Here is a 21,841-nt window from a genome sequence, read left to right as displayed (position 1 = left end):
TGACCACCCACTGCAGGCCGCTCGCCGTCATCCCGAGATCGGTCTGCATCGACGGCAGCGCGACGTTCACGATCGAAATGTCCAGAACGACCATGAACTGGGCCAGGCAGCAGACGGCCAGCACGGCCCAGCCCKGAATCCGCCGGCCCGGCGGTGYGCCACCTTCCGGCGAGGCGCCCGCCCCGGTACCGGCGGTCCTGCCGACCACGGCACCACCCTCACCCGAACCACCCTCGTCCGAATCTGCCCTCACCCGAATACCTCCAAGCTCCAGCCTTCGTACAGCTCCAGCCTTCGTACACCGTACGAACGCTGGGCCAACCCTACGCCGTACGATGTACCAACGCCAAAATGGCAGCCCGTGCCTCCTGCCAGGAGGCGTCCTGCCAGGAGGTGAGTGGCGATGGCGGCGCCGCCGAGTGCGGCCCCGGGGCGRCCCCCGGGGAAGCCGATGGCACGGGTGTCCACCCCACCGGGATGCCGGACGCCCCTGAGCGGTGAACGGCTGGCCCTGGCCGCGATGGAGATCGCCGACGCGGAGGGGCTCGCGGCGGTGTCGATGCGGCGGATCGCCGCACATCTGGGCGTCGGGACGATGACGCTTTACCACCACGTCCGGGACAAGGACGAACTGACCGGCCTGATGTGGGACGCGTTCCTGGCCGGGCATCTGCTGGACGAGATTCCCGAGGACTGGCGGGACGGCCTCACCCAGATCGCCCGGCGCGCGAGGCGGTCCTTCCAGGAACATCCCTGGGCCCTTCGGATCGGCATCCGCCGGGGTTTCGGTCCCAACAAGCTGCGGCACATCGAGCAGTGCCTGACCGTCGCCTCGAAGATCACCGATGATCCGCAGGACCAGCTGCGCATCATCCRCTCGCTTAATGATCTGGTGGTCGGCTGCACGCTGCGCGAACTCGGCGACCGAGAGGATTTCGACCGCCGACGGCCTCCGGCGGCCGACGCCCAGAATCGCCCCGGTGTCCCGACGGCGCAACCGGTTTTCTCCGTCCAGGTCCTTGACGCCCAGGTCCTCAACCGCGCGCAGAGCGCCGAGGACGCACAGACCGCCGAGAAGGAGTACCCACGGCTGCGCGCCATCGCCGCCCTCGGCTGCGGATACACGGCGCCGCRCTTCGAGCAGGCGCTGAAATGGCTTCTCGACGGGATCGCCGTCGCGTACGCGCCGGAGCCGCCAACCGACCAATGATCGGTCGGCCGGGACGTAGCCGACCGGGGAACAGCCGGGCGATGTTCCGCCGACGATGATCACTGCGCTCGTGCCCCGTGCCCGCCGACGTCACGGCGGATGCCGAATTCGCTGCGGATGCGAAGAAGGGCGAAGAAGGAGGCGTAGCGGTCTTCACGGACACGACTGGAGTAGCTACCGTCGGAGAGAATAAACGCCGCTGACCGTCCACGAGCCGCATTCGGGGCATTATCACCATGACCGCTCGGCTACCTCGTCACGTCGCGCCGCTCGCCGTTGGCGAGCCCACCTCACTCGGGCCCTACCAGCTGCTCGGTCGGCTGGACGCCGGCATCACCGGCATCGTCTATCTGAGCCGTGCGGTCGGAGGCGCGCAGGTCGCGGTCCGCGCGCTGCACCCGGGCGACGCCCTGCGCGCGGACATGCGGGCCCGGTTCGCGGCGGCGATCGACCGCGCTCGCGTGCTGGCCGGGGCACACACCTGCGGCGTGCTCGACGCCGCGCCCGCCGCCGAGCGGCCCTACATGGTCACGGAGTTCGTCGGGGGCCCGACCCTGGCCCGCGAGCTCACCGAACGCGGACCGCTGTCCTCGGACGAGATCGACCGCCTTGCCCGGACCCTGTTGGAGACCATCGATGCGGCGCACCGCACGGTCGGCGCACTCGGCGACCTGACGGCAACGGATGTCGTGCTCTCCGTTACCGGGCCGCGGCTGGTAGACCTGGGTGTCGCGGCGGCCCTGCGGCCACTGCTGCTGTCCCCCGCGGCCGGCTCGGCCGGCGGGACGGCGCCCGGGACGCCGCACATCGTCGCCGGGCGCTCCGGCCACCTGTGGCCTCCCCCCAGCAGCCCCGGCTATGTGCCCGGCTATGGCTACGGTCCCGCGGCGGGTGGCTGGGAGGGCCCCGCCGCTGACATCGTCGCGTGGGCCGGGATCGTCGATCTGGCCGCGACGGGAAAGCCCAGCGGGTCTGTCGAACCCGCGGCCCGGGCCGGACGACGCCGCGCCGACCGGTCGGAGCACACGGCTCCCATCGGCGAGGGGGTGCGGCGAGCGCTCGCCCGTGTGCGACAGGCCGATGGGGCCTCTCTGCCCGATACCACCGAACTGCTGGCGCTGCTCGCCGGATCGAAGCCGCGGTCGACCCGAGCGGCGTGGGGCCGTGGCCGACAGGCCGCCACGGCTCACGGCGGGCGGGCGGGCGCCGCGACGACAGGCGCGGATCCGCGGCCTGAGCCTACCGATCCTCGACCACCGACCCGGACGGCTCCCCCCGGAAAGGCTCCCCTCAGGACGGCCACGGGCGGGCGGCACAGCACCGGTCGGCGGGCACCGAGCCCCACCGGGAGTGTCCCGGACCCGATGGCCGCCCGGGCGCTGCCGCCGCTCCCGACACTGCCGCCGCCCCCGACACTGCCACCGACCCCGACACTGCCCCCGACCCCGACACTGCCACCGCCGGAGCGCCGGGAGGCCTCCCCGCGTCCGGATTCCGGGCGAGCGGACTCCGGGCGAGCGGCATCGGTGAGATCCACATCAGCGAGGCGGGCGGCCGAGCCACGGGTGGAACGCCTGCCGGCGGACCCGCTCGTTCGTGCTCGCCGGTCCCGGATGCGCCCGGTCGCCGCATTCGCGGTGGCCGCGGTGGCCGCTGTGGCCGCCGCAGCCACCGCTGCGGGGCTCAACTCCTCGCCCGACGACGTGACCACGGGTGCGCGTGCTCCGTTGCACGAGTCACAGCCGGACGACGGYGGCACCGTGGACACTCCGAGCAGCGGCCGGTCCGGATCCCGCGAGGGCCGCCCGCCCGTGCGGACACCAGCCGCCCCCCGGCCCGCCGCGTCAGGCAGCCCCGCCACGGAGGAGCTCGCCGTGGACGAACCCGGCTCAGGTGGGCCCAGCGCCCCCGGCGGCGGATCCGTCCTCGGCCCGACCGAAGAGGAACAGCAGAACGACCTGGCGGCGGAGGACTTCGCTCTGAACACCCTGCGCCTCGCGGCGGGTGGCAGGTCCGCGCCGCCCGGGCGCTCCTCCGGCGGCCCGGCGTCGGCGGCCTCCCCGCCTGCGCACCAGGCACCGCCCGTTCTCGCCGCCGCCCCGCCGGTGCCGACCAGGCCGTCCGCAGCGGCGGCAGGAGTGGCCGCCGGGCCGATCGAGGCCAGGACCCCGACCACCCGCACCCCGACCACCGGCACCCCGGCCACCGGTGGCCGGACCACCCGCGCGGCAACGACCGCCAGCGCAGCTTCCGTGACGTCCACGGCGACCAAGCCCCCGACCCGGCCGGCAACGACCCGGCCGGCAACGACCCGGCCGGCAACGACCCGGCCGGCAACGACCCGGCCGGCAACGACCCGGCCACCGGCCACGACGGCTCCGGCCAGGAGGAGTCTCGCCCCGGTGCAGGTGGACGTCGTGACGTTGGCCCCGCGGTAGCCCAGGCCCCGCGGCGACCTCCGCCGGTTACCGCTGTCGTTCGCCCGAGCCGGCGACGGAGGTCGCCCCCGCCCGTACGGCACCGTCGGGCCAGATGATCTGGAGGGGTTTGCGTCGCCAGCGCGCGTAGGAGACGACGTCCGCCGTCCCCCCGAAGCCACGCGCCGGCAGACCGTCCCACACCGCGAGAACCCGGTCGGATGCGTCGACCAGAAGGCGGCTCGCCGACATCAGGCTGGGCAGATCGGGCTTCGCCCGGTCCTGGCTGCGTATCTCGGTGGCGCGGCCGAGCAGCCGGTCGTAGTTGCGCCGATGCGTAGCGGGTTGAAAGTCCCGGTAACCGGCCGCGGGTATCATGACGATGAGCCGGCCCCCAAGTTCGAGGACCACGTCGGCGAAGATGGTGTCTGCTCCCTCGGCCAGGCAGCTGATCCCGGTCAACCCGGCCGCGGCGAGAGGCGCCAGCACCCGGCRCATCTCGCCGGCCGTGTATTCGGCTTGCCCGCCGGAGAGCCCGCGGTGACCCGTCACCCCGATGACGACCATGCCGTTGTCACCCCGTCCGGCGGTGACGACGGAAACAGCGGTGACCATCGCGCGATGCAGCGCCCGATGCGGACCGCGACGGCCAGGGTCGGCGTCGAGAGAACACCGGGCGAATGTACCCAAGGGGATCCGGGGCCAGGGCGGTTCGTCACCGGATCGGGCCTGTCACGGGGCTGTGGCGGGGGTCGCCTGGCTCCTGCATCCGACCGCATTCCGACCCGCAGGCGTGCGGGCGTGCGGGCGTGCGGGCGTGCGGGCGTGCGGGCGTGGAACGCTAGAACCTGAAGTCGAGATGAGGTCAACCGTGCGAAGGTGAGGATGCGCGCCTACGGTCAGCGGCTGGCCGACCCGTACCAGGCCGGACGGGTGTTAGTGAGCCAGGCGGGGACCAGTCGGCGCAGGTCGGCGGGCCTTAGTTCCAGGTCGAGCAGGCTCCCAAGGRACACCGAGACGATGTCGAGATCATTCAGCCTGCTCCCGAAGTCGGCGCCCCACGACCGGTCAGCGGCGAAGACGACGTCGAGCACCCCCGTCCGCCCACCGCGTTCGATCGAGATGCTCTCGATGCCGCCCACGAACGTCAGGTAGTCCAGTTCGATACCGGCCTGCTCGTTCAGCAGCCGGCGCAGCGCCGCCTGCACGGTCTCCCCCGGCTCAACCCGGCCTCCCGGCAAGTGGAACGACTTCTGGCCACGCTCGTTGGCGAGCAGCACCCGATCACCCGCCACGAGCAGCGCGCGCGCGTTGATCCGCACGGGGCCGGCGACCGGGTCACCGTAGGACGTGGTGGCGGTCGGTTTGGAAGCGAGCGGTGTCACGGGTGCTCCAGGAGTGGCGAGTCGGGCAGGGGGCGAGTCGGGCCGAGAAGGGCAACCTCCGCATCRTGCCCCGCCGGACCGGATCGTGATGCGCCAACCGGTCATCCGGCCGACATCGGGTCGGTCGAGGACACGGTCCCGTCAATCCGACCACCTCGCCGCCCGACCCGCAGGAGCGGATATTTCTCTGTGATTTCTCCGTAATTTCGGATCATGCGTCGCAGCTCCCCCGAAGATGCGGGTACGATCACCCCATGCCGAGATTCCGGATCAGCGAGGCCGCCGCGCTGCTCGGTGTCAGCGACGACACCATCCGCCGGTGGGCGGACAGCGGCCGACTGCCAACCGTCCTGGACGACGCCGGCCGCCGGGCGATCGAAGGCGGCACCCTGGCCGGATTCGCCAAGGATCTGGCGACCGAGCAGACCGCCGCCCAGACGCCGGTCGTCGCCGAATCCGCGCGTAACCGCTTCCCCGGGATTATCACCCGCGTGGTGCGCGACACGGTGATGGCCCAGGTCGAGATCCAGGCCGGCCCGCATCGCCTGGTCTCGCTCATGAGCCGGGAGGCCGCCGACGAACTCGGGCTGGAAGCCGGCGTCCTCGCGGTCGGCGCGGTGAAGTCGACCAACGTCGTCATCGAGCTTCCCGAGCGTCGTTGACCCCGATCAGCGAGAAGGGCCTGCCCGCCGTGTCGACCCGCGGCGGTTCGCTCCTTCGAGGGGGTCAGCCGGAGCAACGGGCCGTCGGCCCGCGCGGCCGGTTCGGCCCGCGCGGCCGGTTCGGCCCGCGCGATCGGGCACCCCGGCTGGGTGACCCGCGGACCGGCGGACATCCACGCCGCACGGTTCGCCGGGAAACGCGCCGCCGGATGTCCTGGGCGCTGCTGGTGCCGGCCGGGATCGCTGGCCTGTTCCTGCTCCTGCCGCTCGTCGGCCTGCTCGTCCGCGCTCCCTGGTCCGCCCTGCCCGATCTGCTCACCGAGATCGCGGTCCGGCAGGCCCTCCTCCTGTCGGTGGAGACGGCCACCGCCACGACCGTGCTGTCGCTGCTGTTCGGTGTCCCCCTGGCCTGGCTGCTGGCCCGCACGCGTTTTCCCGGCCGGTCTCTGCTGCGTGCCCTGGTCACCCTCCCGCTCGTGCTGCCGCCAGTGGTCGGCGGCGTGGCCCTACTTCTGGTACTGGGTCGGCGCGGCATCGTCGGCCAGTACCTCGATGGCTGGTTCGGCATCACCATCCCGTTCACCAGCGTCGGCGTGGTGATCGCGCAGACCTTCGTGGCCATGCCGTTCCTCGTCGTGTCCGTCGAGGGCGCGCTGAACAGCGCCGATCGGCGGTTCGAGGACGCCGCCGCCACCCTCGGCGCCGGGCCGTGGATGACGTTTCGCCGAGTCACCATGCCGATGACGGCGCCGGCGGTGGCCGCCGGCGCGGCGCTGTGCTGGGCCCGCGCCCTCGGCGAGTTCGGGGCCACGATCACGTTCGCCGGCAACTTCCCCGGGACCACCCGGACCACGCCGCTCGCGGTCTACCTGGCGCTGGAGACGGACTCGGACACCGCCATCGCGCTGTCACTCGTACTGCTCGCGGTCTGCGTCGGGGTTCTGGTGGCGCTGCGGGGCCGGTGGTTCCCCGGCACCCGGCGAATTTTACGCAACCGGGGAACGCGTGACGGCGCCCCCGATGCGCTCGAGCGGAGCATCCCGTGAACACAGGGCGTCCCGTGAACACCGTCACCGGAGATTCGGCGCGGGCGGCGCCCTCCGCCCCCGGCCTGGATCCGGCGTCAGGCGGGCTCAGCGCGCTGATGACGGTGCGACGGGGCCAGTTCGTGCTCGACGTCGAGGTCAGCGTGGCACGGGGGGAGACGGTCGCCGTCCTCGGCCGCAGCGGGGCGGGCAAGAGCACGCTGCTGCGGGCCCTGGCCGGTCTCCTMCCGCTCGACGAGGGTCGGATCACCCTCGCCGGCGAGGTTCTCGACGACCCGGCCGAGCACCGCTTCGTCCCGTCCGAACAGCGGCCGGTCGGCATGGTCTTCCAGGACTACCTGCTGTTCCCACACCTGCGGGCCCGCGACAACATCGCCTTCGGCCTGCGGGCCCGCCTCGGTCAGGGCCGGCGGCACGCCCGGGCGTCCGCGGACACCTGGCTGGAACGGTTCGGGATCGGCCATCTCGGCGACCGGCGACCGGAYGCCCTGTCCGGCGGCCAGGGGCAACGGGTGGCGCTCGCGCGGGCGCTGGCATCAGGGCCCGGACTGCTGCTGCTCGACGAACCGCTCGCCGCGCTCGACACCGCGACCCGCCGCGAGGTCAGGTCCTTCCTGCATAATGTGCTACCGACGCTGGCGGCTCCGGTGCTCATCGTCACGCACGATCCCACGGACGCCGAGGTTCTCGCCGACCGCATCCTCGCCCTCGATGCGGGGCGGGTCGTCGACCAGGCCTGATCCGGTCCGCTCAGCCGGCCCCGCCGCATGCCTCCTCGTCGCRGTGACGGATCTCGGCATCCGGACCCGGGTAGACGAAGCTGACGTGCCCCGTGYCGGACCAGCGGACCGCAAACGGCGGATCCCCCGCCACCGAGCGCACCTCGAAGATCTCGCCGAGTCGATCCGGCTGCCGGGTGGTGTGACGGTGGACCACCAGAGTGTCGCCCGGGTGGGCACGCATCGCCCGGCGTCGCGCGGAGGGCAGGTCAGTACCCGGTCAGGCGCGACCGGGATGGCCGGCCAACGCCAGGTGATCGACGAACCAGTCACGCGCGAGCGCGGCCGCCTGCTCCAGGGCACCCGGCTCGGCGAACAGGTGCGTGGCGCCCGGGACGATCGCCAGCCGGTTCTCGCAGCCCAGCAGTCGGGCCTGGGCCTGCCGGTTCAGCTCGAGGACCAGATCGTCCCGCGCACCGACGATGAGCAACGTCGGGGCGCGTACCGCGGTCAGCTGCGCCGCGGCCAGGTCCGGTCGGCCGCCCCGCGACACGACGGCCGCGACGGGGAACCCCCCTTCCGCGGCGGCCCGCAGCGCCGCGGCGGCGCCGGTGCTGGCGCCGAAGTAACCAATGGGGAGGGTAGCCGTGACCGGTTGGCCGCGCAGCCAACCGGTCACATCGATCAGCCGCCGGGCAAGCAGCCTGATGTCGAACACGTTCGCCCGGTCACGCTCCTCGTCCGGGGTGAGCAGGTCGAACAGCAGGGTCGCGAGCCCCGCGGCACTGAGGTCGCGGGCCACGAACTGGTTACGTGGGCTGTGCCGACTGCTGCCGCTGCCGTGGGCGAAGACGACCACTCCCCGGGACGGGTCGGGCACGGTGATCCGACCAGCGAGCCGCACTCGACCGACGGGGATGTCGACCTCGACGTCGCCGCCGGACGGGTCGGCTACCGCGCCGCCGACCGGCATCGTCAGCGCGGCCCGGCGCAGCAGGTCGACGACCTCCTCGTCCGGTGTCTGGGAGAAGTCCGCGTAGAACTCGCCGATACCGAAGAAGGCGTCGGGCGTCTGGACGCAGACCACCTCGTCTGCCTGCCGGCGCAGCCAGCCGATCCGGTCACGGGGGGCAACGGGGGTCGCCAGCACCACGTGGGTGGCTCCCTGGGCCCGCACGACCTGGCACGCGGCAGAGGCCGTCGAGCCGGTCGCGATCCCGTCGTCCACCACGACCACCGTCCGCCCGGCGAGCGGGATCCTTGGCCGGCCGTTCCGGAACCGCCGGGCCCGACGATCAAGCTCCACCAACTCGCGCGCCTGAACCGCGGCGAACTCGTCCGGCCCCACGTTGGCCAGCCGCCGGGCCTCCTCGTTGACGACCCGCACCCCACCCTCGGCGATGGCCCCCATCGCGAGCTCAGGCTGGAAGGGGACACCGAGCTTGCGGACGAGGATGACGTCCAGCGGGGCCTCCAGCGCCCGCGCCACCTCGAACGCGACGGGAATGCCCCCGCGGGGCAGCCCGGCGACAACGACATCACGGCCGCGTAGATGCGCCAGCCGCTGCCCGAGCTGCCGGCCGGCCTCCTCCCGATTATCGAAGATCACGACAACCTCCTCGTGCCGGCCGGGCGGACTCCTCGTGCTCGCCGTCCGGACCGGACATCGTCCTGTGGTTGTCGTTCCCCGGTAGTCGCCGGGATACCGACCCACACCGTCTCGGGGCACCTGCCCCGAGACGAGCGATACACGGCGTGCGGCGTGCGGCGCGTGGCGCGTGGCGCGTGGCGCGTGGTTCGCGGCGTGCGGTTCGCGGCGTGCGGCGTGCGGCGTGAAGATCGTCAAGGCACTCCGGACAGCCGGAATCACCGTGTCCGCATGGGCCTGAGCCGATCTCCGGCGGCCACTTGCGCTCCGACGCCCGGCCGGGCTGCCGTGCATAATAAAGATGTGACGCTCCGTTGGCAGCCCGGCTCCACCCCTCACTGGGCGTGGCGAGAGGTCTGTTGTCCAGGGCGCTGTCGGTGTTGTCCCAGCCCTCGCGTCCACTGAGCCTCGCCGCACGCGCGACGAGCACATCGGTCCTGTAATTCTGGGACCGTTCTGGGCGCGAGGGGCCTCGGAGCTCGGCGCCAGACCTGAACGGATGATCTTTTTGCTCCCGGTGGGAGCAGCTATCGATCATCCGTATTCCCGGACTCCCGTCCTGCCCCGGCCGGTTCGTTCACCGGAGTGCTCCGTGTGCGCTCCCCGGATAACCGGCTGAGCTGTGCGCTCCGCCGGATGAGCCAGGTCGCGCCGTCTCCGTCTTCTCCCGTCACACGCCAGCCCGCTGCCCGCCCCGGTCACCTGTGGCCGCGCCGCCAGGGCCAGCCGGGCTGATCCGGCCCTGGCGGCTGGTCCGGTCCCGACCGGCCGATCCCCCGATGGGGCTTCCCAGACCAGCGCAACTACTGCGTAATCATCACGTAATCACTGTGTAGCTATCGAGAACTATCAGGAAGGCAGCGTTCGCTGTGACCTTCGAGTCGTGGATGGCCCGGTTGCGGAGCGAGGGATACCTCGTCTGYTCGGGGARCTCCCCGGTGCCCGTCGAGGTACGAGGTGTTCGTCCCGACGGGGTCGGTCTGCTGTTCCGTTGCCGGGGAACGGCGATCCGGCTCGCCCTGTACCGGCCCGGACGGGCGGTATGGCAGATAGCCGTCCGCGACAAGGCGTGGTGCCCGGAGGAGTCCCTGCAGCTGTGGACGCACCACCCGCTCGGCACGCCGGATGTTCCGACCGACGCCCGGCTGGCCTTCCCCCGAGGCACCGAGYCGGACCAGGAGCTCGTCATCGACGGCGCTCGGGTGTGGGGATGGTGCGGCCATGAGGCGGGGCTGCTCCGGCCAGCCGCCGCGGCCCCCCTGTTCGACCGGTTGATGGCCACCGTCGCGAGGTCCGGCCTCGCCCTGTCGGACCTCGCCCTGTCGGAGCGCATCCAGCCAGATCTCACCCGGGAGGTCGCCGTGCCGGCCGCCCGATCGAGGGCTCGGGGCAAGGAGGGCATCAGCATCAGCTGACGGCCGGCCGGAGGTGGCGGTCCATCCGAACCGGGTGGTCGTCACATGGGCTACGCGGTCCTGTAAGCTTCAGATGCTTCCAGGGGGTGTAGCTCAGCCTGGTAGAGCGCCTCCCTCGCACGGAGGAGGBCAGGGGTTCGAGTCCCCTCACCTCCACCAAAGGATTCATACTCGAACCCCGGTCATGATCTTCATGGCCGGGGTCCGTCGTTTCTGGGCCCTCGGATGGGCCCAGTCCCGACCCTTCTGTGATACATGTCACGTCGGCCATATCCGCGAGCCGCAACTCCCGTGTGTGACGTACCACACGTTCCATGGATGCCCAGGGCTGGGCCAGCATCGTGCCGGTCTCTTTTACATCAAGTTCAATGCGCACCAAAAAGGCCCGGTTCAACATCCGCCGGATCTCCGGGGTGGCCTGCTGGTAGATCGCAGGGCCCAGGYGCATCAGGGTGACGGCCTGACGGAAGGTCTCGGAGATGTCTTCGTGCTCGGTTTCGGCTTGGGCAAGAGCCCGCTGGGCGGCCAGCTGCTCCCGGCCGATGCGGTCTTGCTCCGTCTTCAGGAGGTCGAGTGGGATGGYGTCGGCATAGGCCATCTGGACAAGCTTGCGCCGTTGGTCATCCAAGACCTTCATCTGGCGGGCAGCCCGTTGCCGGGTCTCCGCGCGGTCCGCGCTCCCAAGGTTCAACTTGTCTTGGAGGGCGACCTCTGCCGCTTCGGCGTCAACCTCGTGCATCCGCACCCATAGGGGCCAGCCACGGACAACGTTGTCTTCCACGTGATGGGCGGGCAGATACGGCAAGCTGCACTTTCTGCCCTGATGACGGCCACCGCAGACGTAGTAAGCGAACTCGTCGCCATGCTTGYCTTTGACCCCGCCAGTCGTAGAACTCCGGCCGGAAGCGACACAGCCTCCCCACCCTACCTGCCAAGATGATGTGAGACAGAGGTCATCGTCAGCCTAGGCTAGGTATGGCGGGTAGGGAGGGGTTGATCGCCCTCGTCCGCGCGCAGGCGGAGTTGATCGCCGAGTTGCGGGCGACGGTGGCGACACAGGCCAGGGAGATCGCGAAGCTGACGGCGAAGGTCGCTGACCTGGAGCGGAAGGTGTCGCGGAACTCGCGGAACTCGTCGTTGTCGCCGTCCACGGACGACGCGATCCCGGGGCGGAAGCCGCCCGGCCCGGCGGGGTGTCCGGGGCGCCGGTGTCTTACGGGCCGGAGTTGCGTGCGCTCGCGCTGTACTTCCTGGTCCGCCAGCACCTGCCGGTCGAGCGGGCCAGGGAGGCGATCGCCGAGCTGTGTGGGGGGGAGGTCTCGGCGGGCTGGCTGCGCTCGCTGCTGGCCCTGGGCGCGGACGTGGTCGCCGAGCCGGTCGACGCGATMGAACAGCGGATCGCTGCGGAGAAGGTCGTCGGGTTCGACGAGACCCCGCTGAAGGTCGGGCCGAAGGGCGAGAAGCGCTACGTGCTGTCCGCGTCGACGCTGCTGTTCACGCTGTTCATGCTGGGCGGCGCGACAAGGCGAGTTTCTGGGTGTTCCTGCTCGGCCGGATGCTCGGGGTCGTCGTCCACGACCGTTACGCCCTCTACGACGCCGAGGAGTTCGTCGGTTTCCTGCACCAACTCTGTGTCAGCCATCTGCTGCGTGACCTCCAGGACGCCGTCGAGACCTACCCGGAGGCGGTGTGGCCGGTCCAGCTCCAGCAGGCGTTGCGGGGCCTGGTCCACCAGGCCAACCTCGCCCGCGCGGCCGTGCTGGCCGAGGTCCCCGCCGCGCTGCGCGACCCGCTGGTCGCCGAGTACCGCGGCGCGGTCCGCGTCGGGCTCAGGGATGTCCCCGCGGCCGAGAAGGGCGCGAAGCAGCCGGTCGGCCGCTGCCTACTCGAGTGCCTGCGCGACCGCCAAGACGACATGCTCCGGTTCGTCTTCGACCTCGACGTGTGGCCGACGAACAACCAGTCCGAAGGCGACCTACGGCCGTTCAAGACCCAGCAGAAGATCTCCGGACGGCTCACCTCCGCGGCCGTGACCGCCTGCCGCCTCCAGATCGCCAGCTACCTGTCCACCACCCGCAAACACAGCGTCTCCGCCCTGCACGCCCTACGGCTCGCGTTCCGCGGCACCCCCTGGATGCCACCACCCGCCGTCGCCCCCACCTGACGGGCACCCCACCGATCCCACCGATCCCGCCGCGCCGGCCCCGCCTGCACGGCCCACAGCCACGCCCACGAACCGCCACCTACAGCAAGATCCCTAAACCAGGTGAATGCTTACGACTTGGCGGCCCGACCCTCGACGCGGTTCTCGGCGCATCACGACGCCCACGAGAGCCCCGAACAGCTCAGCGACGAAGACCGGGCACGGCTCTCCGTGGGCGGAAGTCCCCGCCGGGCGAAGTCAGGGTAATTTCAGGGGATCAGCATCGCCTTGCGGGCGCGGACGACGGCTTCGTAGCGTGTGCCCGCGTCCAGTTTCCGCATGGCGGATTGCAGGTATGCCTTGACCGTTTCGCGGGAGAGCGAAAGCCGGTTTGCGACCTCGGCATTGGTGCAGCCAAGCGCGACCTGGGCGAGGACATCGGTCTCACGGGTGGACAGGCGTACCTTGGAATTCTTTCCCGGCCCGCTCTCGCCGACGGCGACGAGACGTTGTGCGGCCGCGTAGATCCTGCGCTGGAGCGCCGAATCGGACATGGCTCCCGCGATGGCCCTCAGTTCGGAGTGCACCGAACGAAGTTCCTCGAGCGTGGCGGCGTGCGCGGGCTCGAGCTGTCTGACGGCCGCGAGCGACTCGGCCATCGCCAACCGATGATCGACTTCGTCTCGGATGGTGAGCTMGTGGACGAGCCGCCGGCCCGCAGCAACGATCTCGTCCCGTATCCGGTCGCCCAACGCGGCGGGCTGGCGCACCGCGCCGTAGAGGACGGCACGGCAACGGCCACCAGCGTGAACGGGAACCGCAAGTAACGAGGCGAGACCTTCGCGGAGGACGGGCCGGTCGTAGTCATGCGTGATACTCCGCGCGCTGGCGTAGTCGGTCACCCCGACCGGGCGGCCCTGCAGGATCACCCGGCCGCCCAGTCCCGTGCCGGGACAGACCTCCAGATTGTGCAGRCCGGTGGTGCGAGTGCCCAGGAACTCCGTCAGGCGCAAGCGGTTGCCACCCACCTCACCGGCGAATGCCACCGGGACTCCGCCCTGCCGGATGATGGTGCGCAGTTCGGCCCGCAAGGCCGCGCGGTCGTCTGGACGAAGTAATCGGGTGTCACTCATCGCGTCCGTCCTCATTGCGCACACCGCCATGTTGTGCACGTCACAGTAACCCGGCCGAGGCGAGCCGTCGACCGGCCATCCCCGTGGCCATCACGCGACCATCACGTGGCTACCCCCGTTACCACCCCGTGGCCATCCCCGCCTGCTACCAACTTTCGGGGGTGGCCGGCGGGGGTGGCTCGGCACGACTCTGTGCGGTGTTGGAAGGAGTTTGCCGATGACGTCGACTGCCGCGACCGAGACCTACCGCACTGCCCGCGATCTTCTGATCAACTTGCGCACGGACTACGGCAAGGCGCTGGAGGAGTTCCGCTGGCCACGGTTCGAAGGCCAGTTCAACTGGGCCATCGACTGGTTTGACCCAATCGCCCGGAACAACGACCGGGTGGCGCTGTGGATCGTGGAAKAGGATGGTTCGGAACGTCGGTGCACCTATGACGAGATGGCCCGTCGCTCGGACCGGGTAGCGACCTGGCTTGCCGGGTTAGGCATCGGCAAGGGCGATCCGGTGATCCTCATGCTCGGCAACCAGGTGGAGCTCTGGGAGTCGATGCTGGCGCTCATGAAGCTGGGCGCGGTAATCATACCCACCACTACCGCGATCGGTCCGACGGACCTCGCCGACCGGATCGAACGCGGCGGCGCCACCTGCGTGATCGCCAATGCCGCCGACGCGGTGAAGGTCAAGCTGAAAAACCTGAACGGTGTCATTGTAGGTGGCGAGGCCGCCGGCTGGCGCCCCTACACCGAGGCCGACGGCGTCACCGRGGTGCACCGGTTCGAATCCCGTACCGCCCCCACCGATCCGCTGCTGTTCTACTTCACCTCCGGAACCACCAGYCGGCCCAAACTCGTCGAGCACAGCCAGGTGTCCTATCCGGTCGGGCAYCTGTCCACCCTGTACTGGACCGGGGTGCAACCCGGTGACGTGCATCTCAACATCAGTTCCCCTGGCTGGGCAAAGCACGCGTGGAGCTCGTTTTTCGTGCCGTGGATCGCCGAAGCAACGATCTTCGTCTACRACTACGGCACGTTCGACCCCGCCAAGCTGCTGGCGCAGCTCCGCCGGGCTGGCGTAACCACGATGTGCGCGCCGCCGACCGTGTGGCGCATGCTCATCAAGGTCGATCTTTCCGGCGGGCCCGGCGCGCTGCGCGAGGTGCTGTCGGCCGGTGAACCCCTCAATCCGGAGGTCATCGACCAGGTCCGCGCCCACTGGGGCCTGACCCTGCGCGACGGGTTCGGCCAAACCGAGACGACCGCCCAGGTCGGCAACTCACCTGGCGCCGGCGTCAAGCCGGGGTCGATGGGCCGTCCGCTGCCGGGCGTGCCCACGGTCCTGGTCGACCCGGTGAGCGGCCAGCGCTCCAGCACTGAGGGAGAGCTGTGCCTCGATCTGGCCGCGCACCCGCTCGCGCTAATGACCAGTTACCGTGGCGGCCCCGAACGCAACGCGGAAGTACTGGCCGGCGGCTACTACCACACCGGTGACGTCGCATCCCTCGACGAGGACGGCTACCTCACCTACATCGGCCGTACCGACGACGTGTTCAAGGCCTCGGACTACAAGGTGTCCCCCTTCGAACTGGAAAGCGTCCTCGTCGAACACCCGGCTGTGCTTGAGGCAGCCGTCGTGCCCGCACCCGACGAGGTACGCCTGGCCGTGCCGAAGGCCTACATCGCACTTGCTCCGGGATGGGAGCCGAACCGCGAGACAGCGGAGGCGATCCTCCGTCACGCCCGCGAAAACCTTGCCCCCTACCTGCGCGTCCGGCGGCTGGAGTTCTACGACCTACCCAAAACGATCTCCGGCAAGATCCGGCGCGTCGAGCTGCGCAGCAGGGAGAGCGAAGCCGCGGGCACCCGCCTCAGCATGGAGTACCGCGACACCGACTTTCCCAGGCTGACCAGCCGTAAGGCCGACTGATCGACCAGACACCGCGGGCCGTGGACGGGGCGCGCTGGAGTGCGCGTCCCGTTCCGGGGGTCGTCCAGTTCGGCAGCGGTGAGCCCGGTGGCGCTCAGGCGACTCGGTTATGAGGGGCGAATGAGGGCGCCCGCAAGCATGACCTGGGCTTCCGATATCTGGTCAGATCGGTCAGAGGAGCTCCGCGGCGTCGGTTCCGCGTCTGCCGGACTGCCACATGATGGCCAGCTCGGTGCGTGACCGCACGCCGCRCTTGGCGAGCACATGGGTGATGTGACGTTTGACGGTCCACTCCGAGATCCCGAGCTCCCGAGCGATCAATCTGTTGGGCCATCCATCGGCAACGTAGCGGGCGATTTCGTGCTCGCGGATCGACAAGACTATTCCCGCCGGCGCGACCTGATGTTCGAGGTGGCTGCGCAGCAGGTACGACAACGTCGGCCGAAGTCCCCGCAGGAGTTCGTGATCTCTATGATCGAAGGTGCGCCCGCCCGTCGCGACGACTCCGATGTAACCGTGAACGGGCAGCGAGGTATCCAGCCAGACGAGGATCTTGTCACTGATGTCGTTTTGCGGCAAGAAATCCTCGAGGAATTCTCCGCATCTGTCGTTGCCGAGGGCCATCTCTGCCAGTTGCGGGAGCACGGCCTGGCCGTATTCCTGCATCAGTTGACGAGCGAACTTGTGCGCGAAGACATCTTGACCGGCATACCTRTCCAGGTAGCGTGCCATGAGCTCGGGAAGGATGCCACGAGTGCGGGGCTCGCTCAATTCCAGCTGCAATGACGGGTGGCGGCCGAGGGAGAAGGTGAGGTGCTCGTAGCCAAGGTGCGCCGAGAACGCGTCGAGGACGACGCTACGGAAGGACGGTGACTCGGTCGCACCGACACAGTCGTTGATCACCGCGAGAGTGCGGCGGTAGTCCGCAGCTTCCAGCTCCACGACGGCCTCCAGCAAACATGCGTCCAGCGCGACGTTACCCGCCCGGAGAGACGCCACTTCCGAACGAATCACCATATCACTCGCCGCCAAGATTTTCAATGCCACCTAAGTGGCATTGAGGCGGACCTTCACGACAATCATTGTAGTGGTGTCGGTCACATTCTAGTCCAAGGTGAAATCCATGAAAGAGCATATCGTTACCGGGGCTGCGGGGGCACGACTACGAGTCCTCGAGCACAGCCCGGAAAAGGCGCCCACCGTCGTGCTGGTCCACGGCCTGTCGCTGAACGCGGGCGTGTGGGACCCGCTCGTTGCGCGGATCCAGAATTCGTTCCGCATCCTGGCGCCCGACCTTCGTGGGCATGGCCGCTCGGATGTACCCGAGGACGACACCTACGCGCTCAGCCGCACGTGGGCCGAGGACCTCGCGGCGGTTATCTCGCTCRCCGGACCGGGGCCGGTGGTTCTGGTGGCGTGGTCCTACGGCGGTCTGGTGGCTACCGACTTTCTACGCACCTACGGACAGTCCGGTCTGTCCGGACTGGTGTTGGTGTCCCCGTTGCGCAAGATCGGTAGCGCGGACGCCCTGGCGCTGTTGGGACCGGACTTTCTCGCGACAGCCGGTGGACTGACCTCGACCGACCTCGGCGAGGCGGTTCCCGCTGCGGGCGCGTTCGTCGATCTACTGCGCGCCGGGGACTGGGATCAGGCCACCCGCGAACGACTGCTCGGCGCCGTCCTCGCGGTACCGCCGCGGGTACGGGCCGCGATCCTCGGGCGCGTCGACGACGGCGATGAGGTGCTCGCCGAACTGACCATCCCCACCCGGATCATCTACGGCAGCGACGACACCGTCATCATCCCGGCCGCCTTCGCCGAGTTGGACACCATCATTGCCGCGGCGACCGTGACCGCGTACCCCGGCGTGGGGCACATACCGTTCGTGGAGAACCCCACACGCTTCGACACCGAACTCACCGAGTTCGTCGRCACCCTTTCATCTGCCACTGCTGCCGTGCGCTGACCGCAGCATCCACCCGATTATTCGGCATGGTGACGGACGCCGTGCCGTACCGAAGCTGGGCGAAGATAAGGGCCCACCGGTGAACGCGGGTCCGCATTCTGAAGAACGGCATTTATTCGACCGGTTCCGCACCTRCCCGCACCCGGTCGACGCTTTMACTCAGGACGTCTTCGTGGCCGTCTTCATGGTCTTCTTCGTGGGTCTTCTTCGCACTGGAGACGGACGGCCGTTAGAAACCAAGATGGAAAAGTAAACACCAATCAGAAAGGAAATCAATACCATGATCACTATTACCGTCGAGGAGCGGATTGCTCTGCAACGTGCGACCATCGAGGAGCACATTCGCCAGGAGAACGCCAAGGAGTGGGAGAAGGTCTACGACACCTTCGTGCGTGACGAGCGTTCCTTCTACGATGTCGTCCCCATGAGCACCCATTACGAAGGCATCCGGGGCGTGCAAGACTTCTACGAGGCGCTCACTGTCGCCTTACCAGACTTCGTCATCACCGTCACCGGAGAATACGACCTCCCCGGCTATTCCTGGCGAGAGGTGACTGTCACCGGAACGCATCGGAGCGAGTTCGCCGGTATCACTCCACAGAACCATGTGGTTCGCTTCGAAATCGCCGCACTCTACCTCTTCAGCGACGACAACCCCGGCAAGCTCATCGCCGAACGCGCGTACTGGGACAACGACTCGATCTTCCGCCAGATGAAGGGGGAGGCCGACGCCCCCCGCGGCGGAGTTGGCCTGACCGACCGCGAACCCATCCGCGCAACCATCGCATAACCCACATCCATGGACAGGGCGCGCCGTCGTAACGGGCGGCGGCGTTGCCCTGTCCTGCACAGGCAGGGAAGGCCGCCGAGGACAACAAAACGCGCAGGCGCGCCCTGGCGGCTGACCACCTACCGGCCGGGCGAGATCTCGCATATCCACAGTGTCATGGACGGCGAGGCGCGCGGGCTACGGTTTCCGGGCGATTCCGCCATACATGTACACGTGGGCATCGTCCAGCGCAGCCGCCTCCTCGTCGGGATGCCAGTGGTGGACGAGCACTACTCCGGGGTCAAGCAGTTCCAGCCCGTCAAAGAAACGCTCGACCGTGCTTTTATCGCGCGCGATCAGCGGAATGCCGTTGGCGTTGTATGYGGCCTCCCCGGCGCGAGCTTCCTCGGGCGCGCTGTCGGCCGTGGCGGTCGACAGCGCCAGGATGCTCCCCGCCGGCAGCGGGCGCATGAGCCGGTCGATGATATCCTGAACGATCGCGTCATCAGTGATGAACTGCACGATCGCGATCAGACTGACCGCCATAGGCCGGCCCAGGTCGAGAGTTTCCCGCAGTTGCTCGGGCTCCAGGATCCCCTCCGGGTTGCGGAAGTCGGCGTCGAGATAGGCGGCCCGGCCCTCGGGGGTACTGGCGAGCAKTGCTCGGGCGTGCACCAACACGATGGGCATCACCCCTGGGCTGCACATGGCGTCCGGCATCCGGTCCTAGCGCTCTTATGCGTGCCAGTGGAGATCGCTTCGTCCTGGTGCGTGGAAGTCAGCCGAGGGTCGTAGGCAGAAGCTCAAAGGCGCCGCAGTGGCTGGGAACGACGATCTGGAAGTCCTTGCGGTCGACCGTCGCGACCTTGGGTGTGCCCAGGCGTTCCGCTGTAGCGACTACCGCGGCGTCGACTGCGTCGAGCGGAAGATCGGYATAGCGCCGCACCAGTTGGGCAGCGCGGTCGAGGTCCGCGGCTGTCGGCGCCTCCACGTCAAGCTCTCCGGCCGCCAGTGACTCCAAGAACGTGGCGGCCAGTTGCGGCGTTCCGTGCCCCCGGCGCGCAAGCAGGTAACAAACCTCGGTGATGACCATCGCGGGAACTACCAGGGGCTCGGCGGCCGCCACGAGGAGGTGGGCACACGATTCATGGAACTTGTCCCGCTTGTTGATGGCAGCGACGAGTACACCGGTGTCGATAACCATCACCGGTCTGGCTCGCCTAGCTCCTCGTGAAGGATTCGAGATGAACGTTCAGCCAGATCGCGTTCACCATCCATGATCCCGATGAACGACAAGCGGCGCCCCGGTGTGGCTGCGCTGTCGTCAACCTGCCGTGCTGACTCCGTGGCCGGACGCGAGCCGAGCATGCCACCCAAGATCRCATAGAGCGCCTCCACCTGGGTAGGCGCAAGCCGATCCACCATCCGGTGCACATCGGCCACATGCGGCGCGGTTGTCATGGTGCCAGCGTAGCCCGCTCGGACGGGGCGGTAGCGCGTCGTCGGGACGGATGCGCCGTCCCTGCCGACGCGTCGGGACGTTCCTGCGGGCGTTGCTGTGGGGTCATGCCCGTCCGCTCGAGAAGGTCGCCCGAGCGGTGACCGCCGCGCTGCCGCGCCACGCGCCGGTGCTGTTCCGCCTCGTCGACGAGGCTCTGGCAGTGCGGTGGCCGGCGCACTGCGTCCGAGCCGCGCGACGTGTGCAACTCGGGTACGGACCAAAGGCCGGGCCCGGCTACCTAAAGATGCTGGTGAGACGCCCGAATCTACGCCGATACGATCGGTACCACCCCTTGGTTACACATGGCAAGTCGTACTCGCATGTCGGCCGTGAGCGCCGATGGGCGCGCATGGCGGTGTTCTGGGCGCGTAGGCGACGGCGGTCCCTTGCTCGGGAGGTTAGGCGGCGGGTGGTCGCCGGACGAGCACGCCCGCGATGAGGGCGGCGACGGCTGGCGGGACGGGCGGGGCCTCGGCGAGCGTTTCGGCCATCCAGCGCGCTACCGCGTCGGCGTCATCGCTGTCCGACTCGGCATCGTGGGCGTCCCGGGTGCTGGCCGTCGAGCGGAGCGTCGGTCCGCCGGCGCCCGGCACCGCCGTGGCGTCGTCCCTGTCGGTGTCCGCCGTATCGGTCTGGGGCGGCCCGTCGCCTGTCTGCGCTGGCTTGTCGTGCGAGTCGGCGGAGGCAGGACGGCGGAGACGGGACGGATCGACCACGGCACCTCACAGAACGGGCGGGGGAATTCGGTGAATAAACGCTAACCGCACTATCCGCTTTCGCCAAGTGCGCACGTTACGCCCGCCGCCCCCGCCCGGGACCATGATTAGATAGGATGCCAGTAGAGGCATTAAAGTCTTGGCCCACTTGGGTACGGGTCAGATGCCCGCTGAGCTGCGCTGATGCGCCATCCCGGGTGTACCCACTAAGCGGGTACACCGTTGGGGCCTCCGTTGGGGCCGCGGACGGGGCATCGGTTGGGACATCCGGCAATTGGGGCATTTCATCTCAAAGCGYCCTCGCGTCTGTGAGCGAGATCACAGCAAAGAGGGGTTCCCTGCGGGCCTGCTGGCGTCCACGCCAGACGCCGCTGTCAGGAAGGTCCGACAGCTACGGTTGTCGCTCGCCGTAAAGCGCGCGAGCTGTCGTCGCTACCGGAGAACGGCACGGAAAGGGACCACATCACGCATCCGCGGCCCGCTCTTAAACTTTGAACAGTACCCGTTGGGTATTTCAGTCGCGGAGTGCTTGGGTGGGTGTGGAAGGGGCTGTGACCTGCGCCAGTACGGCATCGCAGACCCACCCGTCTTTACGGGTGGTCCGGTGGGCGGGCCGATAGGGGGTCCGGTGGGCGGACCGGCGGGAAGTCGGACAATTCTGACAAAACAAAATGTAGCGGACCTACGGGCGTCTGCGGGTCCACGGATGCCCAGCGGCCGGGGCCATGGCCGTCCAGATGTGAACACGTGACCTGTAGGGGTACGAGTCGGGCTGGCCTTGGGCAACCCCAGCGGAACCGGTGGCCTGCGCCAGCGGCGCTCTGCCGGGTAGCCACTCAAACAGGAGATCGGCACGGCGACCGGTACGGCTACCCGATCGGCAGGGGGTATGCCGACACAGCGAGGCGCCCGGACGACGCCAGCGCGTCCGGCCGCGCCCTCGGCATCCGGGGCGTCGCGATGGGTTCCCGGCGGCGGCAGCGGGGGCAGGTGGCCGGTTGGCGCACGCACGTCATGGCGTCGATCACCAGCCGGTCAGCCGGCCGCATCCGCACGCGGTCGGAGGCGTCCACCAGCCGGTGAACGTCAGTGCCGTACGCGGTCGCCAGCAGCGCGAGAATCTGCGGGGTGAGCCTTCGCCGCGCGGACGTATCCGGCCAATGCTCCAGTTCACACAAATAGGG

21 protein-coding genes, 1 tRNA gene and 3 pseudogenes are annotated in these 21,841 nt (G+C 69.3%); 12 read left to right on the top strand and 13 right to left on the bottom strand.

What is annotated here, in order from left to right; genetic code table 11:
- Positions 1-208: pseudogene (locus Manayef4_RS17425) on the bottom strand (MFS transporter); the annotation flags it as partial.
- A 243-nt stretch (positions 209-451) separates the two neighbouring features.
- On the opposite strand from Manayef4_RS17425, the gene Manayef4_RS17420 reads away from it, so the two are divergent.
- Positions 452-1,210 (top strand): TetR/AcrR family transcriptional regulator, encoded by a 759-nt coding sequence (locus tag Manayef4_RS17420; protein ID WP_254665709.1) that lies wholly within the window; start codon positions 452-454, stop codon positions 1,208-1,210.
- Positions 1,211-1,446: 236 nt separating this feature from the next.
- A complete protein-coding gene (locus Manayef4_RS17415) occupies positions 1,447-3,648 on the top strand; it encodes a hypothetical protein (protein WP_070132286.1) in 2,202 nt (733 codons plus the stop codon).
- A gap of 27 nt (positions 3,649-3,675) precedes the next feature.
- On the opposite strand, the gene Manayef4_RS17410 is transcribed toward Manayef4_RS17415, so the two are convergent.
- Both Manayef4_RS17410 and Manayef4_RS17405 read right to left on the bottom strand, forming a co-directional pair.
- Positions 3,676-4,242, bottom strand: a complete 567-nt coding sequence (locus Manayef4_RS17410; protein WP_349257451.1) for a hypothetical protein — start codon at positions 4,240-4,242, stop codon at positions 3,676-3,678.
- A gap of 284 nt (positions 4,243-4,526) precedes the next feature.
- The gene (locus tag Manayef4_RS17405) at positions 4,527-5,012 is read right to left on the bottom strand and encodes an NUDIX domain-containing protein (RefSeq protein WP_070132285.1); all 486 of its coding nucleotides are present in this window, start codon (positions 5,010-5,012) and stop codon (positions 4,527-4,529) included.
- A 254-nt stretch (positions 5,013-5,266) separates the two neighbouring features.
- On the opposite strand from Manayef4_RS17405, the gene Manayef4_RS17400 reads away from it, so the two are divergent.
- From Manayef4_RS17400 to Manayef4_RS17390, 3 genes are all read left to right on the top strand, one after another.
- The gene (locus Manayef4_RS17400; RefSeq protein ID WP_011438358.1) at positions 5,267-5,674 is read left to right on the top strand and encodes a TOBE domain-containing protein; all 408 of its coding nucleotides are present in this window, start codon (positions 5,267-5,269) and stop codon (positions 5,672-5,674) included.
- 209 nt (positions 5,675-5,883) lie between these two features.
- Positions 5,884-6,720, top strand: a complete 837-nt coding sequence (locus Manayef4_RS17395; RefSeq protein ID WP_023840046.1) for an ABC transporter permease — start codon at positions 5,884-5,886, stop codon at positions 6,718-6,720.
- Positions 6,717-7,460, top strand: a complete 744-nt coding sequence (locus tag Manayef4_RS17390) for an ATP-binding cassette domain-containing protein (protein ID WP_023840045.1) — start codon at positions 6,717-6,719, stop codon at positions 7,458-7,460. The genes Manayef4_RS17395 and Manayef4_RS17390 overlap by 4 nt, the downstream gene beginning before the upstream one ends.
- Positions 7,461-7,470: 10 nt before the next feature.
- Here Manayef4_RS17390 and Manayef4_RS17385 read toward each other — a convergent pair.
- Both Manayef4_RS17385 and Manayef4_RS17380 read right to left on the bottom strand, forming a co-directional pair.
- Positions 7,471-7,704, bottom strand: a pseudogene (locus tag Manayef4_RS17385) (DUF1918 domain-containing protein); the annotation flags it as partial.
- 15 nt (positions 7,705-7,719) lie between these two features.
- Positions 7,720-9,048, bottom strand: coding sequence for a phosphoribosyltransferase family protein (locus Manayef4_RS17380; protein ID WP_023840043.1), 1,329 nt, complete (start codon positions 9,046-9,048; stop codon positions 7,720-7,722).
- Positions 9,049-10,025: 977 nt separating this feature from the next.
- On the opposite strand from Manayef4_RS17380, the gene Manayef4_RS24400 reads away from it, so the two are divergent.
- From Manayef4_RS24400 to Manayef4_RS17365, 3 genes are all read left to right on the top strand, one after another.
- Complete coding sequence (locus tag Manayef4_RS24400; RefSeq protein WP_175443411.1) at positions 10,026-10,502, top strand: hypothetical protein; 477 nt, start codon at positions 10,026-10,028, stop codon at positions 10,500-10,502.
- A gap of 82 nt (positions 10,503-10,584) precedes the next feature.
- Positions 10,585-10,661 (top strand) — tRNA-Ala (locus tag Manayef4_RS17370).
- Positions 10,662-10,797: 136 nt separating this feature from the next.
- Positions 10,798-11,253, top strand: coding sequence for a hypothetical protein (locus Manayef4_RS17365; protein WP_139140123.1), 456 nt, complete (start codon positions 10,798-10,800; stop codon positions 11,251-11,253).
- Between the two features lie 208 nt (positions 11,254-11,461).
- On the opposite strand, the gene Manayef4_RS24395 is transcribed toward Manayef4_RS17365, so the two are convergent.
- Positions 11,462-11,653 (bottom strand): hypothetical protein, encoded by a 192-nt coding sequence (locus Manayef4_RS24395; protein WP_023840040.1) that lies wholly within the window; start codon positions 11,651-11,653, stop codon positions 11,462-11,464.
- Between the two features lie 386 nt (positions 11,654-12,039).
- Here Manayef4_RS24395 and Manayef4_RS17355 point away from each other — a divergent pair, with 386 nt between their 5' ends.
- Entirely contained in the window at positions 12,040-12,666 is a 627-nt protein-coding gene (locus Manayef4_RS17355; RefSeq protein WP_070132279.1) for a transposase, read from the top strand.
- Positions 12,667-12,914: 248 nt separating this feature from the next.
- Here the strand turns inward: Manayef4_RS17355 and Manayef4_RS17350 are convergent, their stop codons facing one another.
- Complete coding sequence (locus Manayef4_RS17350) at positions 12,915-13,793, bottom strand: LuxR C-terminal-related transcriptional regulator (protein ID WP_070132278.1); 879 nt, start codon at positions 13,791-13,793, stop codon at positions 12,915-12,917.
- 202 nt (positions 13,794-13,995) lie between these two features.
- On the opposite strand from Manayef4_RS17350, the gene Manayef4_RS17345 reads away from it, so the two are divergent.
- Positions 13,996-15,705 carry an AMP-binding protein gene (locus tag Manayef4_RS17345; RefSeq protein WP_070132277.1) on the top strand — a complete coding sequence of 570 codons (1,710 nt, stop codon included), beginning with the start codon at positions 13,996-13,998 and terminating at the stop codon, positions 15,703-15,705.
- 171 nt (positions 15,706-15,876) lie between these two features.
- On the opposite strand, the gene Manayef4_RS17340 is transcribed toward Manayef4_RS17345, so the two are convergent.
- A complete protein-coding gene (locus Manayef4_RS17340) occupies positions 15,877-16,752 on the bottom strand; it encodes a helix-turn-helix transcriptional regulator (protein WP_139140120.1) in 876 nt (291 codons plus the stop codon).
- A gap of 76 nt (positions 16,753-16,828) precedes the next feature.
- Between Manayef4_RS17340 and Manayef4_RS17335 the strand changes: the two genes are divergently transcribed.
- Positions 16,829-17,671, top strand: coding sequence for an alpha/beta hydrolase (locus Manayef4_RS17335; protein ID WP_070132275.1), 843 nt, complete (start codon positions 16,829-16,831; stop codon positions 17,669-17,671).
- A gap of 280 nt (positions 17,672-17,951) precedes the next feature.
- Entirely contained in the window at positions 17,952-18,461 is a 510-nt protein-coding gene (locus Manayef4_RS17330; RefSeq protein WP_023840033.1) for an ester cyclase, read from the top strand.
- Between the two features lie 177 nt (positions 18,462-18,638).
- On the opposite strand, the gene Manayef4_RS17325 is transcribed toward Manayef4_RS17330, so the two are convergent.
- The 5 genes and pseudogenes from Manayef4_RS17325 to Manayef4_RS25430 all read right to left on the bottom strand — a co-directional run.
- Positions 18,639-19,160, bottom strand: a complete 522-nt coding sequence (locus Manayef4_RS17325; protein ID WP_083282524.1) for an SAM-dependent methyltransferase — start codon at positions 19,158-19,160, stop codon at positions 18,639-18,641.
- 58 nt (positions 19,161-19,218) lie between these two features.
- The gene (locus Manayef4_RS17320) at positions 19,219-19,644 is read right to left on the bottom strand and encodes a PIN domain-containing protein (protein ID WP_254665708.1); all 426 of its coding nucleotides are present in this window, start codon (positions 19,642-19,644) and stop codon (positions 19,219-19,221) included.
- Entirely contained in the window at positions 19,644-19,901 is a 258-nt protein-coding gene (locus Manayef4_RS17315) for a hypothetical protein (RefSeq protein ID WP_139140119.1), read from the bottom strand. Before Manayef4_RS17315 ends, Manayef4_RS17320 begins: the two co-directional genes overlap by 1 nt.
- Positions 19,902-20,339: 438 nt before the next feature.
- Positions 20,340-20,657 carry a hypothetical protein gene (locus Manayef4_RS17310; protein WP_043591673.1) on the bottom strand — a complete coding sequence of 106 codons (318 nt, stop codon included), beginning with the start codon at positions 20,655-20,657 and terminating at the stop codon, positions 20,340-20,342.
- A gap of 869 nt (positions 20,658-21,526) precedes the next feature.
- Positions 21,527-21,841: pseudogene (locus Manayef4_RS25430) on the bottom strand (hypothetical protein); the annotation flags it as partial.

This window comes from Frankia sp. CgMI4, assembly GCF_001756285.1.
GTDB classification, from domain to species: domain Bacteria; phylum Actinomycetota; class Actinomycetes; order Frankiales; family Frankiaceae; genus Frankia; species Frankia casuarinae.
This window is presented reverse-complemented; position numbering and strand designations above follow the sequence as displayed.

What these genes read in the sequence shown, in the direction of transcription:
- Manayef4_RS17400 (WP_011438358.1), top strand. Translation starts at nt 5,267, where the DNA reads ATGCCGAGATTCCGGATCAGCGAGGCCGCCGCGCTGCTCGGTGTCAGC.
- Manayef4_RS17395 (WP_023840046.1), top strand. Translation starts at nt 5,884, where the DNA reads ATGTCCTGGGCGCTGCTGGTGCCGGCCGGGATCGCTGGCCTGTTCCTG.
- Manayef4_RS17330 (WP_023840033.1), top strand. Translation starts at nt 17,952, where the DNA reads ATGATCACTATTACCGTCGAGGAGCGGATTGCTCTGCAACGTGCGACC.